This window comes from Paraburkholderia sp. MM5477-R1, from assembly GCF_050436385.1.
GTDB lineage: Bacteria > Pseudomonadota > Gammaproteobacteria > Burkholderiales > Burkholderiaceae > Paraburkholderia > Paraburkholderia tuberum.
The window spans coordinates 133249-147128 of sequence record NZ_JBNDMC010000008.1 but is presented as its reverse complement, the minus strand read 5'-3'; the positions used below and the strand labels follow the sequence as shown (position 1 = coordinate 147128).

Below are 13880 nucleotides of genomic sequence, written 5' to 3'. Positions count from 1 at the left end.
CGGTCCCCCGCTACAGCGTTATTTGCACAGCAGAAGCATCCGTTCTTCTTCCGAGCAAGGCGTGTGCGGTTTCGGCGCGGGTTGCGCGGCCGCCGCGCTGATCGCCGCGCTGCGGTTCGCGAGACACGCGCGCAGATGCTTCTCGACCGGACCGTAGTACTTCCACCCACGAACGAGCGTCGGCAATTCGAGCTTCACCTGTTTCCATTTCGGATGGCCATGCTCCTGCAGATTGTCGAAGTTCGCGCACAACGAGTCGGCGAAATGATTCAGATTGCTGACTGTGTCGCGCAAGCCGTAATCGTAGGTGACCAGAAATGCTTTGACGGTCAGACCCGGCACGTCTTCCTTCAACCAGCCTGGGTAGCTGCTTTGGTGGATCGTGGTCGGAAAGTAGGTCTGCTTCGCGCGGTTCGTCTCCGGCGCGTTGGGATCGACGGGCAACAGACGCAACTGTGACAGCAGGTCGGGTTTCATGTCGTTGAACAGCTTTGCCGGCTGCCCGACCACGATGATCGCGACGTCGATCTTCTTCACGATCAGCGCGGCGAGCGCGTCCTCGTTGCTCAGATGCACGACGTTCTGCTCCGGAATCGGCTGGCCGAACATCAGGCGGTAGAGCGTCGTCGCCGACTGCGCGGTGCCGCTGCCTAGCAGGCCGACGCTGATGGTCTTGTCCTTGATGTCGGCGAGCGTTTTCAGCGGCGAATCCGCCCGTACGACGACGTTAATTTCCTCGTCGTAGAGCGGCATGATCAGTCGCAGCGGCCGGATCGTCGTGCCCGCATCGGGGTTGCCCGAGTTGGCCATGTCGATGAACGCCTGATACACGTCGGACTGCACGAGCGCGAGCTTCACGCCGGGCTCGAAACGCATGCGCTGCACGTTTTCGGCCGAGCCTTTCGACGCCACCACTTCGAGGTCGATGCCAACCGGCTGGGCCACCCATTTCGACAGGTCATTGCCGATCTGGATATATGTGCCGCGCTCCGGCCCGGTGACGATCTTGTAGTGCGCCGGTTCCGCGCCGGCCAGCGAACATACGACCAGTACCACCAAGCCCAGCCAGCCCGCGAGGAGTCTCTTCAGCATGATCTTTCTACCTATCGGTCAGGTTGATCCCGCTTCACGCGTGGCGCGTGGAAGCACCAGTGATCCGGTTGCCCTGTCATGTTCAAACTGCTGCCAGGGTCGCTCCGTCTGTTTCCGCTCAGAGCACACACGATAATGTGCGAATCGGCACAGACGGCGGCCATTTGATCTGGTATGCGAAGCAATGTTTTTGCGCGACGGCGCAGCAGTTTGCGTCTCCGGGACCAGGTTCGGACCGTCGCGTCGCGCGTGAGCGCTAGTTGCTCCGCGGCGTCGCGGTTCTCACGACGCCGACGTTCGTTGCAGTCACGACCCGTTCGCCGTGCGCTTGCATGCCGACGGGCAGCGGTGCCTGCGCTTGCGCTTGCGCGAGCGGCGCGCCCGGCGCGGCATCCGTCGTCGCCGCATGCGGCGGAGTCAGCGGCGCCCAGCCGGTCTCGCGAATGACGCGCTCGAGGATCACTTTCGCCGCGTCGTTGCCGCTGTCGATCGCGAGCGCCTCGTTCGCGTGCTGGCGCGCGCACGGCCACGACTGCTGCGCGACGCAGGCCTGCGCGGCCTGTAGCGCAGTATCGCGACGCTGGACGAGCGGCCGCATCTGATCGGCCAGACCCTGCGCGTCGCTGTTTCCGGGTTGTAACGTTTGCGCGGCGGCGAGAGCGGCCTGGGCGGCGGACAGATCGTTCGCGCGGAACGCTGTCTTCGCGACCTGCAATGCTTGTCCGGCGTCGTGGAATTGCGGCGCGGGCCGCATGGGCGTCGCGGCCATCGGCGGCGCGGCAGGCGGCGCAGCTGGTGTCGCTGGAATGACAGGAGCCGCGGGCACGACGGGCGCGGGCTTCGCCGCCAGTGCGGTCACGGGCGGTGGCGCAGGCTTGGCCGCGGCCGGCGCGTGCATGGTCTGTGCTTGAGCAATCACCGGGGCGGACACAAGCGGCGCGATCATGCCGGTCGTTGTTCTGGCATCCGGCGTAATCTGCTCCACGCCTTGATCCTCCGATTCGCCGCCGTCGCTGAATAGCGTATAAGCGACATACGTCAGGCCGATTGCGACAACCGCGCCGATCACGTACAGCACGCGCCAAATCGTCTGCGCAGTGTTGGGCGGCGCATACATCGGATCTTCGTAAGGTGGGATAGTGGTGTCGGTCGACACGAGCGCCGTGTGCATGACCGGCTCGGTCTGCAACAGGGGTTCGGACGCCATCGCGGCAGCGGCGATGGCGGGCTCGTCCCGTCTGCCGAGTTCGTCGTCGAAACGGGGCAGGGGCTTGTGCGTGGCGCTCGCACGGCTGCCTGGAATACCGGTGCGGATGTGCGGATCGTCCTGGTCGAACGGATGCGCAGCGCCACAGTAGGGGCAGGCGTCGACTTGTCGGTACAGTGCGCCACCGCAGCGTTTGCAGGGCGTGGGGAAAGTTTGGCCGGTTGCTGTCTGGGTGGACATGCCGTGGACCCACCTTTGGAAAACGATGCCGTAAAGGCATGCTTCGGATCGTGTAGAGGCAGGAGCCTTGTCCGCGGAATCACGATCCACATGCGCCGGAAGTCGTGGAGACGTAGGCAGCGGCTGCGTTTCCACGGGTTCCAATATGTGGCGTTTCACGGGGGACGTCAACGCGGTTGGTCCCTGGATTGTGTGCGCTACCGCTCATTCGGAGGTATGAAGAAACCCTGGCCATACATTCGAAACGAGTGTATGTGTCTGTTGTTTCACGACAAATGGAAGGTACCCGGAAGCATCGCGCTGCATGAAGCGAGCGCGACAAAAAAACAACGAGGCCGACGCGTCGTGCGTGCGGCCTCGTGATCAACCTGCTATCTGGCGCTTGCCGGTACGCGTTTACATCAGCTTCCCGATCAGGCGTCGAAGTACGCTCAGTGCTTGCGCAACGGATGATCCTTCAGCAGCCATGCGAGCACGAAGGCGAGCACCACGACGCATGCGGCCGACAGATACACGGTGTGCAACGCACCCGCGAACGCATGCAGATAGTCGTTGCGCAATGCTTCGGGCAGCTGATGAATCGCTGCGGGACCCAATGCCTGCGGAAGTTCGGTGTCGGGCGGGATCAGCTTTTGGAGGCGTCCGGCGAGGCCGTTCGAGAACACCGCGCCGAAGCCGGCCACGCCGATCGAGCCGCCGATCGAGCGAAACAGCGTGACGCCCGATGTCGCTACACCCATATGCTTGAACTCTACGGTGTTCTGGACCGCGAGGACCAGCACCTGCATCACCATGCCGAGGCCGCAGCCGAGCAGACCCATGTACAGATACATCACATGAATCGGCGTATCGATCTGCAGGCGCGCGAGCAGCAGCATCGCCACGGAGACGAGGAACGTGCCCATGATCGGGAACAGCCGGTACTTGCCGATCTTGCTGATCACGCGGCCCGTCACCATCGACAGGATGAACAGGCCGCCCATCATCGGCAGCATCTGCATGCCGGCTTGCGTCGGCGTCGAGCCCTTCACGACCTGCAGATAGAGCGGAATGAACGTCACGGAGCCGAACAGCGATACGCCGATGATGAAGCTCACGAGGCTGCTGATCAGAAACGTGCGCTGTTTGAACAGTCCGAGCGGCATGATCGGTTCGACCGCGCTGCGTTCTTCGTGAATGAATCCCCAGATCGCTGCGAGGCCCATGCCGAGCGTGAACCACAGTTGCGGCGACGACCACGGCAGGATCGTGCCGCCCTGACTCGTGAACAGGATGATGCAGGTCAGCGCGCCGGCGAGAAACGCGGCACCCATGTAATCGATCGTGTGCTTCACGTGGCGCACGTGCGGCTTGAACACCGCGCCGATCACGATGAGCGACAGGATGCCGAGCGGCAGGTTGATGTAGAAGATCCAGCGCCACGTCAGGTGCTCGACCAGAAAGCCGCCGAGCAGCGGACCGATGACGGTGGCAAGACCGAAGATGCCGCCGAATACGCCCTGGTAGCGGCCACGCTCAGCGGGCGGAATCACGTCCGCGATCGCCGCCATCGTCACGACGAGCAGGCCGCCGCCGCCGAGCCCTTGCAGCGCGCGCAGCACGATCAGCTGGCTCATGTTCTGCGCGATGCCACACAGCGCCGAGCCGACGAGAAAGATGACGATCGCCGTCTGCAGCACGATCTTGCGGCCGAACAGGTCGCCGAACTTGCCGTACAGCGGCACGACGATCGTCGAACTGAGCAGGTAGGCGGTCACGACCCACGACAGGTTATTGAGCCCGCCCAGTTCGCCCACGATGGTCGGGAGCGCGGTCGAGACAATCGTCTGGTCCAGGGCGGCGAGCAGCATGACCAGCAGCAGCGCCGGAAACAGCAGCCGGATCGGCGGATGGTCGGCCGCGGGCGCGGGGTTGACTGACAGGGTCGTAGCGGGTTGTTCCATGGCGGCAACGCGTTGAAATTAATTAACTGAGAGATTAATATATGTGACATCGCCTCTCACGTCAAATTCAATGCAATGACAAGGATCTCGCCTGACGACGCCGCGGCGCACAATGCCGTGGCACATACGGGGCCGCCCGCGCGAATGGCCGCGAAAGAGCGCGACGCGTCGAAGCCCAAACTCACGGCAGCGGCAACGGATATTCATGCCGCGAATATCGGCAGCAGCGCACCGGCTGGATCGGCCGCCCGCCGCCCCGGCCGGCCGTCGGGCGCCGCGCGCGGTCCCGCGCAGCGTGCGCGCTTGCTCGACGCCGCGCTGACGCTGTTCGCGAGGCAGGGCATCGTCGAGACATCGCTGGGTGAGATCGCCCGCGAGGCCGGTGTCACGCCCGCGATGGTGCACTACTACTTCAAGACGCGCGATCAACTGCTCGATGTGCTGATCGACGAGTGTTTCGTACCGTTGCGCGCGAGCCTCGGGCTGTCGTTTCAGGAGAATCCCGACGATCCGGTCGCGGCAATCACGCAACTCACGGAGCGGCTCGTGCAGATCGCGAGCGACAACCCGTGGTTCGCGTCGCTGTGGGTGCGCGAAGTGATCAGCGACGGCGGGCTGCTGCGCCAGCGCATGCATGAGCGCTTTGGTTTCGCGCATCAGAACGCGTCGCTGCTGGCGATCGCGCGCTGGCAGAAGGAGGGGCGCCTGAATGCATCGCTCGAACCCGCGCTCGTGTTCGTCACGCTGCTCGGCATGACGATTCTGCCGCTTGCCACCTCGAAGCTGTGGCGCAACGATCCGTTGCGCCACAGTATCGGCGGTGCGGAGATTGCGCGGCACGCGGTGGCGTTGCTGTTGCAGGGTATCGGGCCCGGCGAGGGCGATTGAACTGGCGCCCGTGTGGCGCACCGGTCGCCGCGTCGTTTGAAAGGGCCCTAGATTTTGCGATTTTTCTTCCACTCGTCGAACGCCGCCTTCGTCTCGTCGTTCGGCGGATAGGTGCCGGGCAGCGCGGCGCCGGCGCGAATCCTTTCGGTGAGAAACGCCTCGAGCTGTTCCTGTCCGGCGGCGGCTTGCGCGACGTCGCTGGCCATCTTCAGCGGAATTACCACAACTCCATCCACATCGCCGACGATCACGTCGCCCGGAAACACCGCGACTCCACCACAGCCGATCGGCACGTTGATATCGACCGCGTGATGGCGGATCAGATTGGGCGGCGCGCTCGCGCCGGCGCAAAACACCGGCATGTCGAGCGCGGCGATCGTCGCGCTGTCGCGCACCGGGCCGTCGGACACCATCCCGGCAACACCGCGCACCTGCAAACGAAGCGACAGAATCGAACCGAACGACGCGCTGCCGCGCTCGCCGCGGCAATCCTGCACGAGCACGTGGCCCGGCGCAATGGTCTCGACGCATTTGCGTTGCGCGTATTCAGGGTCCGCGAATAGCTCCAGTACGTCGATGTCTTCGCGCGATGGGATGTTGCGCAGCGTGAACGCCGGCCCGACCAGATTCGCGCCGCGCCGCGGACCGAGCGGCGCGACGCCCTGCATGAAGGTGTTGCGCAGACCGCGCTTGAATAGCTGCGTGGTCAGCGTGGCGGTGCTGACGTGACGAAGGATGTCGAGCGTCGCGGCGGAAAGCGCGGGCGATGTGGCGGACATGGTGTCGGTTGACCTCGGGTTGAGATGAGGGGGCATCGGTAGGTGCGCGTGCGCGCCCACGATGATAGCGCCGCGACACCACCGGTTAGCAGGCCAGCGCCATTCATCGCGCGACATCGGCAACCGCGACCGAGCCCTTCTTTACGTGACGCGAACCGCTGCAACGAGGCATGCGACGTGCTTGCAGTGTCGTCGGATGCGAGCGACGCAAAACGAACGGCAGCGCCGCGTTGTGCAAACAATACGAAGGGCAGAATCGATACCGGGCGGGGAAGGCCGTACGAACGGGGTTCGTACGAACCGCGCCGGAACATCGGGTGCCGGCGATCGGCGAGCCGCGGAAAAACTGCGGACACTGAGCAGCTAAATCGCGGTGCGCGTCGAGCGCCGTTTTTTCATCGACGTGCAATTTTGGCGCGTTACCGTGCGCAAGCGTTGTACTCGGGAAGATGTTGCGCAATGTTTTACAAGCGCGGACCTGTCTGCAACACGGCGTGCGAAATCGGGTCGGAACCATGGATAGCAACACCCTGGCCGCGCGAATCGGCGGCAATCAGCAAAGTGAAATACAAAGTGAAACCTCCGCCCCCTCGGACGGCCTAACCGGTTTTTCAGAGCAACAACATACGATGAACGCAGCAATGAGGCTCGATCAGGCCACGATCGTGCTGGTGGAGGACGACCCGGACAGCCGGGAATCGTTGACCTTGTTACTCGAGGCGGAAGGCGCGAAGGTTTGCGCGGTCGCCGATGCGGAAGAGGGCGTCGTGGCGGCGATGCGGTTGCTTCCCGACGCGGTCGTCTGCGACCTCGACTTGCCGGCCATGGATGGCTTCTATCTGATCCAGCGGCTGCGCGACCACGAGATTTGCGGCGGTCATTCCCCCTCGGTGGCGGTGGCCCTCACCGGCCATACCGACGACGCATACCGCCTGCGCAGCATCGGCGAAGGCTTCCAGCATTTCATGACCAAGCCCGCGTTACCCGAAGCGCTCGTGACGCTGCTGCACGACGCGATCGACGCCCGCGCGGCGGGTTGATCGACGCTTCGCAGCGGCTCTCGTGGGAGCGGGTCTTAGACAGAGCAGGCCGGCGCGCGGCGGGAAGATGTCGTTTCTCGAAGCAGCGCACGGCCATCGACGCTTTGCAGCGCGTCACACAGCGTTGCGCACCCAATGTGGCGCGCCGCTATTTCGCCGCGGCCACCGGCGCGGCCGCGCTGGCCGCTTTGGCCGCCTGACAGGCGGCACACAATCCCTTCAATTCGATTTCGTCGCTCGCGAGCCGATAGCCCGCGTCCTCGATCTGCGCGACGAGGGCCTGACGCAGCTTCGGTTGATGCAATTCGGTGACGCTGCCACATTGCTGGCATACGACGAGAATGCCGTGTTGGCATTGCGTCAGATCATGGCAGACCGTGAACGCATTGATCGATTCGATCCGATGCACGAGCCCCACCGACAGTAAAAAATCCAACGCGCGATAGACGGTCGGCGGCGCCGAGCCGGCGTGGATCTGGCGCATTTCGTCGAGCAGCGAATAGGCCTTGGTCGCGCGTCCCGAGTTCAGCAGCAGTTCGAGCACCTTGCGCCGGATCGGCGTGAGTTTTTCGCCGCGTTCGCGGCAATATTCCTCGGCGAGTGCGAGAGCCGCTTCCTGCGACGGGCCATGTGCGTGCGACGGCTCGTGCACGTCGTGATGCGCTCGATGATCGTGTGCATCGGCGGCGGGGGAGGCAGGTGTGGGAGCGACCGGACGGCCGGTCGCGGCGGGCTTGGCGGTTTTCATGCGTCGATTATAGAGGCAGGGGGATGCAAGTGCCGCGCCGGTCGAAGCGTCGAGAGAATCGGGATTCCCCAGATTTGGCTTACAACTGACAACAAACGAAAAATAGGGTCTTTACTGGCAAAAAATGCCTATTCTTTGTCAGTCAGTCGCTGAATATGTTTGATGGGATCTCGATGAGACAACTGCTTCACCCATCGCGGGCAGTAGCCTTAGCCTTTCTCTTTGCGATTGCCGCAGGGACGCTCCTTTTGAGGTTGCCCTTGTCGCAGGCCAAAGGTGAGGCAGCGCCGTGGCTGAGCGCTTTTTTTACCGCTACCTCCGCGGTCTGCGTGACCGGACTCGTCGTTGTCGATACGGGCACCTACTGGTCAAGCTTTGGACAGTGGGTCATCCTCGGCCTGTTTCAGATTGGCGGTTTCGGCATGATGACCGCAGCCACCTTGCTGGGACTCATGGTCAACCGGTCCTTGCCGCTGCGAGCGAAGCTGATCACCCAGGTCGAGACGCACACGCTCCGTCTCGGGGACATCGGCAGCGTGGCGCGCCTGGTGCTCGTCGTGACGCTCGTCACTCAACTGACCACGGCACTCTGGCTGACGGTCAGGCTTCATCTCGGGTACAACATCCAATGGGGCGAGGCCGCATGGAGTGGATGGTTCCATGCGGTCTCCGCGTTCAACAACGCGGGCTTTTCAATTCACCCGGACAGTCTGATGCGCTATGCCGCCGACGCGTCGATGCTGGTACCGGTGATGGTCGCGATTGTCGTCGGCGGAATCGGGTTTCCGGTTCTATACGATCTGCGGGAAAAACTTCGGGGTGCCCGTCGGCTTTCATTGCACACCAGGCTCACTTTAGTGGTCACGGGGGCGCTGCTGCTCGGCGGATTTCTTGCGTTGCTGCTGTTCGAATGGAGCAATCCGCAAACCTTGGGTCCGATGCCGTTAGGAGAGAAGCTCCTTTCGGCAGCTTTCGCCTCGGTATCCGCGCGCACGGCGGGATTCAACTCGCTCGACATCGGCGCAATGAGTCATGACAGCTGGGCCCTGCATTTCTTCCTGATGTTCGTTGGCGGGGGCAGCGCGGGGACGGCAGGGGGTGTCAAGATCGGCACCATCGCCATTCTGGCCTTGCTGGTGATCGCAGAGATCCGCGGGCGTGGCGATATCGAAGCGTTTGGGCGCCGTGTCAGCGCGTCGGCGCAGCGGCAAGCGATTACCGTGGTGGCGCTGGGTGCCGTAATGATCACGGTTGGCACAGTGATCATTTTGCACATCACCGATTTCCCTACCGATCAGGTCATCTTCGAAGTTATTTCGGCATTCAGTACGGTCGGTCTGTCAACGGGTATCACCGGTGATTTGCCTGCGCCGGCACAGTTCGTGATCATCGCGCTGATGTACGTCGGCCGGGTTGGAACCATTACCTTTGCAACGTCGTTAATACTGGTTGAGCGGCGTGCGCAATATAGCTACCCCGAGGAGCATCCAATTGTTGGCTGACCTGTTCAAGATTTCGCTCGCTTTTTCGAAAGGCGACAGTGTGGTCGTCATCGGTTTGGGGCGGTTCGGCTGTGCCGTGGCCCAGTCGCTGCTTCGGCTTGGCCATGACGTGATGGGAATCGACCGGGACGAGCAGCAGGTGCAGTTATGGGCGGACCGGTTGACGCATGCCGTCCAGGCCGATTCGACCAACGTGAATACCCTGCGTCAATTGGGCGTTGCCGACTTCCCTCATGCGATCGTGGGCATTGGAAGCGACCTTTCGGCGAGCCTGATGACCCTGATGGCCCTAACTGAACTTCAGATCAAGGACATCTGGCTGAAGGCGGTGACCACGGAACACGCCCAGATTGCCCAGCGCATCGGCGCGCATCACGTGGTTTATCCGGAAGCGGAGATGGGTGAACGGATCGCTCACCTGATCACAGGCCGAATCGTGGACTACATTGAATTCGGCGAAGGATTTGCCGTCGCCGCGATTCATGCCCCGGCGCCGACACACAACCGTCCGCTCGCAGATTGCGGCGTTCTGGAGGCGTTCGGTGTCATGGTCATGGCCGTCAGGCGCGCTGGCGAAGAGTTCCAGCACGCGGGGCCTGACACGGTTGTTGTGCCGGGGGATCTGCTGATCGTGTCGGGCCCCGCGAGCAGGGTTGAAGAGTTTGCGGGTCGCGCGAATACCTGAACTGTTTCAGCCGACCCGCGCCATGCTCAGGTCAACGGGAAATCCACATACTTCTTGAACCCGGAACGCGTCGTGAGACGCGAATACCAGCGCTCCAGACTCGGCAGCGACGGCCGCTGCAAACCGTCGAGGCCGAACCAGCGCTTCGCGTACGCGCCGATCACGATATCGGCGAGCGTGAACTTGTCGCCTTCGAGAAAGAAGCGGCCCTGCAGATGCGTGTCGAGCAGGCGCCACAGGACGGTGACCGCCTTCGCGTCGGCGGCGAGTTTGGCGGCGTCGCGCTCGGCCTCGGGCGTGCGCACGAGGGTCCAGAACACGGGACGTTCCACTGGCTGCAGCGTCGACAGCGACCAGTCCAGCCAGCGGTCGATGCTCGCGCGCAGTTTCGGCTCGCCCGGATACAGCAGGCTCGATTCGCCGTATTGCATCGCCAGATAGCGCAGGATCGAGTTGGATTCCCACAGCACGAAGTCGTCGTCGACCAGCGTCGGAATCTTGCCGGTCGGGTTCATCGCGAGATAGTCGGGTTCGTTGTTGCGGCCGAATTGCAGGCCCGCGTCGATGCGGTCGAACGGCAGCACGAGTTCGTCGCAGCACCACAAGACCTTCTGGACGTTGACCGAATTGGCGCGTCCCCAGATCGTAATCATCCGGTAAATCCTTTTCTCTTACGGTTGGCAAGCCGCGCGGCATGCGCGGCGTTCAGCCAGTAACGATACACGATGTGCGCGCCTTTGCGCGACGGGGCGCCCGGCCGACATTGCGTTGCGTACAATGACCGCACTCCGGATTGCCCGCTGAAAACACGCATCCCAACTCATTGAGGCACCGCATGGCCCGCATTGTTCCCGACGACTGGAAGAGCCTCGAAGCGACCGGCGCGGCGGCGCGCGAACGTGAAACGCTCGCGCTGCTCGAAAAGGCACTGCCCGCCGACTACACCGTCTACCACGGCGTGCATTGGACGCGCCTGAACCAGAACTTCTCCGTGTTCGGCGAGGCCGATTTCGTGATCGTGAGTCCCGCCGGGCGCCTGCTGATCATCGAGCAGAAGACCGGCTTTCTGCGCGAAACGCCGAAGGGGCTCGTCAAGGTGTATCTGCAAACCGAGCGAAACGTCGCGATCGCGCTCGCCCATACGATCGAGAGTCTGCACCGGCGTTTTACCGCGGCGTTCGGCGCGGGCGCCTATTTCATCGAGGAACTGCTGTACTGTCCCGATCACATCGTCAAGGATGCGGCGATCGCCGGCGTGAATCCCGCGCGCATCGTCGACGCTACGCGGCGCGAGCGTCTCGCGGCGATCGTCCGCGAAGCGCTGCCGGCCGATGAACCGCGGCTTCCCTGCGCGGCGAAAATCCACCACTTTCTCGCCGACGAACTCGCGTTGACGCCCGACACGAGCGCGCTCGTCGGGCAGGCGGGCACGCTCGTCACGCGCCTTTCGGGCGGACTTGCGACATGGGCCCGGCGGCTCGAATTCGCGCCGTTCCGTTTGCGCGTGATCGGCACGGCGGGCTGCGGCAAGACGCAACTCGCGGTGCAGGTGATGAAGGACGCGGTCGCGCGCGGCGAGCGGCCGTTGTACCTGTGCTTCAACCGGCCGCTCGCCGATCACATCGCGCGGGTCGCGCCGCCGGAGGCGAAAGTCGCGAACTATCACCAGCTTTGCGACTGGATCGCGCGCGACGCGGGCCGCGCGCCCGATTTCCGGTCGGCGCAGGTGTTCGATCAACTGGAGGCCGTATTCGCCGACACGCCGATCGAACCGCGCTGGCAATTCGACGTACTGATCGTCGACGAAGGGCAGGATTTCCAGCAGCCATGGTTTGCCGCGCTCGAGCGGCTGCTGCGGCCGGGCGCCGCGTGGTGGTGGCTCGAAGACCCACTGCAGAATCTGTACATGCGTGAGCCGGTCTCGTTGCCCGGCTGGACCACGATGAGAGAAACCACCAATTACCGCAGTCCTCGCGACATCCTCGATTATCTGCGCGACGTGCTGGGCGCGTCGGTGCCGCTGGCCGCGGCACTGACGTCGGGCAGTCCGTTCGACGGCTCCGAGGTTTCGGTGTCGGTCTACGACGAAGCGCAGGGCGCCGAAAGCAGTATCGACGCAACCAAGCGCGCCATCACGCAGGCGCTATCGCTCGGTTTTCGCAAGCAGGACATCGCGGTGCTGTCGTTCCGCGGCCGCGAGGGCTCGGCGATGAGCGCGCTCGATCAGCTCGGACCGCATCGGCTGCGCAGTTTCACCGGCAAATACGATCTGTTCGGCAACCCGGAGTATCGTGAAGGCGACGTGCTGTTCGAGTCGATCTACCGCTTCAAGGGGCAGGCGGCGCCGTGCGTGATCTTCACCGAGATCGACTTCGACGCGTTCGACGAACGCAGCGCGCGCAAGCTGTTCGTCGGCGCGACGCGCGCGACGATGAAGCTGATCGTCGTCGCGTCGCAGCGGGCCGCGCGACATTTGCAGTTGCGCGAGGCGAAGGACAGGTAGCGGCGGCGTTCGGGCGCTGCGCCCACAAGGAACGTTGCGCTCAACTCCACGCCCTTGCGCTCACCAAAATCCCCGTGCGCGTCAGCGCATCCCACCAGATCACGCGCAGCAGCGGCGCTTGCTGCGCGATCAGCAGCGCCTGCACCGGATCGCTTTCGACGAAGTGCGTGACACCCGCGCGCAGCGCCGCGCTCGCCTTGTGCGCGGCCGCGCCGGCGGGGCTGTCGTCGTGCAGGCCGGGCGTGCGCATCGCCAACTGCATGTGAGCGAAGCCGTGTCGCGCGAGCCACGCTTCGGTGCGCGCGCGATCCATCTCCGGGCGGCCCGTGATGATCGTGCGCACCTGCTGCAGGTCGATGCCGGGCAGCACCTCGAACGGCAGCAGCGCGTCGCGCTCGGCGAGCGCGGCGGCGAGGTCCTCGTCGTAGCGCGCGAGCGGTACGTCGGGCAGCAGGATGCCGTCGAGGTCGATCGCGTAGGCCGCGTACTCGTGGTCGTTGGCCATCGCGGGCGCGGCGCCGGCTTCGACGCGCGCCCAGTCGTCGCGGTAGCGCTCGGTGTATGCCTGGCGCTCCCATGGAAAGAGGGCGAAGTAGCCGCGCGCATCGATCGCGTAGTCGGGCTGTGCGCGGCTCAGATCATCGACCGCGGCGGTCAGGGTTTTGACTTCGAGCCCGTGCGCCTGCAGAAACGCGATGCAATCGACGAGCGTAAAACCGCGTCCCGCGATGTCCTCGCACAACAGCACTTTCGATCCGGCGGGCGGGATCGGCAGCGTCGAATCCCATGCGACCGCGCGCGTCTGGCGGTCGTAGCGCAGGAACGCGACCGGCGCGCCGACCGCGTGCGACACCATCAGCGCGAGCGGCGCGCCGCCGCGCAGAATCCCGAGCGCCATCGAGAAATGCTCGGCGAGCAATACGGGTTGCAGCGATTCGATCCAGTGATCGAGCTGTTCGTACGTCAGAGGCAGGACCGGCTTGTTCATGACTATCGAGGCGCCGCGTGGCGCGATGGAAGGCAATGGTCCGCGGGGATGCGCGCGCGGCGCGCGCTGACGCACTGGCGCGACATCGCGGGTCCCCGTTTTTGAGTCAGCGCATTTTGGCGATATTATGCATGCGGGTCAAAGGTCGCGTGTCGGGGTGGCACGCGTTTGACGGCACGGTACGGCGCAACACTTCGCGTGGCATGAGATCGGCTGACCGTGGCGCCGCCCGCGGTCCGGCGAATCAACGAAATCGGATAAAAAA

General features: G+C 63.9%; 12 protein-coding genes. 5 read left to right on the top strand and 7 right to left on the bottom strand.

From position 1 onward, the window contains the following. Positions 1–18: 18 nt before the first annotated feature. The 3 genes from OKW35_RS42420 to OKW35_RS42410 all read right to left on the bottom strand — a co-directional run bounded on the left by OKW35_RS42420 (position 19) and on the right by OKW35_RS42410 (position 4482). The gene (locus OKW35_RS42420) at positions 19–1092 is read right to left on the bottom strand and encodes a TAXI family TRAP transporter solute-binding subunit (RefSeq protein ID WP_184067085.1); all 1074 of its coding nucleotides are present in this window, start codon (positions 1090–1092) and stop codon (positions 19–21) included. Positions 1093–1348: 256 nt separating this feature from the next. Then, a complete protein-coding gene (locus tag OKW35_RS42415; RefSeq protein WP_429555208.1) occupies positions 1349–2539 on the bottom strand; it encodes a hypothetical protein in 1191 nt (396 codons plus the stop codon). 431 nt (positions 2540–2970) lie between these two features. Beyond that, positions 2971–4482, bottom strand: a complete 1512-nt coding sequence (locus OKW35_RS42410) for an MDR family MFS transporter (protein WP_429555207.1) — start codon at positions 4480–4482, stop codon at positions 2971–2973. 75 nt (positions 4483–4557) lie between these two features. Here OKW35_RS42410 and OKW35_RS42405 point away from each other — a divergent pair, with 75 nt between their 5' ends. After that, entirely contained in the window at positions 4558–5370 is an 813-nt protein-coding gene (locus OKW35_RS42405; protein ID WP_429555206.1) for a TetR/AcrR family transcriptional regulator, read from the top strand. A 47-nt stretch (positions 5371–5417) separates the two neighbouring features. Here the strand turns inward: OKW35_RS42405 and OKW35_RS42400 are convergent, their stop codons facing one another. Next, positions 5418–6149: a ribonuclease activity regulator RraA gene (locus tag OKW35_RS42400; protein WP_184067097.1), complete on the bottom strand. Its 732-nt coding sequence runs from the start codon at positions 6147–6149 to the stop codon at positions 5418–5420. Positions 6150–6664: 515 nt separating this feature from the next. Between OKW35_RS42400 and OKW35_RS42395 the strand changes: the two genes are divergently transcribed. Continuing rightward, on the top strand, positions 6665–7189 hold the full coding sequence (locus tag OKW35_RS42395; RefSeq protein ID WP_184067100.1) for a response regulator: 525 nt from the start codon (positions 6665–6667) through the stop codon (positions 7187–7189). A gap of 148 nt (positions 7190–7337) precedes the next feature. Here the strand turns inward: OKW35_RS42395 and OKW35_RS42390 are convergent, their stop codons facing one another. Further along, positions 7338–7937 carry a Fur family transcriptional regulator gene (locus OKW35_RS42390; RefSeq protein WP_429555205.1) on the bottom strand — a complete coding sequence of 200 codons (600 nt, stop codon included), beginning with the start codon at positions 7935–7937 and terminating at the stop codon, positions 7338–7340. Between the two features lie 260 nt (positions 7938–8197). On the opposite strand from OKW35_RS42390, the gene OKW35_RS42385 reads away from it, so the two are divergent. Together OKW35_RS42385 and OKW35_RS42380 are read left to right on the top strand one after the other, a co-directional pair. Further along, a complete protein-coding gene (locus OKW35_RS42385; protein WP_429555204.1) occupies positions 8198–9439 on the top strand; it encodes a TrkH family potassium uptake protein in 1242 nt (413 codons plus the stop codon). Continuing rightward, the gene (locus tag OKW35_RS42380; protein ID WP_429555203.1) at positions 9429–10124 is read left to right on the top strand and encodes a potassium channel family protein; all 696 of its coding nucleotides are present in this window, start codon (positions 9429–9431) and stop codon (positions 10122–10124) included. The genes OKW35_RS42385 and OKW35_RS42380 overlap by 11 nt, the downstream gene beginning before the upstream one ends. Positions 10125–10150: 26 nt before the next feature. Here the strand turns inward: OKW35_RS42380 and OKW35_RS42375 are convergent, their stop codons facing one another. Next, entirely contained in the window at positions 10151–10777 is a 627-nt protein-coding gene (locus tag OKW35_RS42375; RefSeq protein WP_187629783.1) for a glutathione S-transferase family protein, read from the bottom strand. Positions 10778–10959: 182 nt separating this feature from the next. Between OKW35_RS42375 and OKW35_RS42370 the strand changes: the two genes are divergently transcribed. Further along, positions 10960–12627, top strand: coding sequence for an ATP-binding domain-containing protein (locus tag OKW35_RS42370; RefSeq protein WP_429555202.1), 1668 nt, complete (start codon positions 10960–10962; stop codon positions 12625–12627). A gap of 40 nt (positions 12628–12667) precedes the next feature. Here the strand turns inward: OKW35_RS42370 and OKW35_RS42365 are convergent, their stop codons facing one another. Next, positions 12668–13615 carry a phosphoribosyltransferase gene (locus OKW35_RS42365; RefSeq protein ID WP_429555201.1) on the bottom strand — a complete coding sequence of 316 codons (948 nt, stop codon included), beginning with the start codon at positions 13613–13615 and terminating at the stop codon, positions 12668–12670. Positions 13616–13880: the final 265 nt, after the last annotated feature.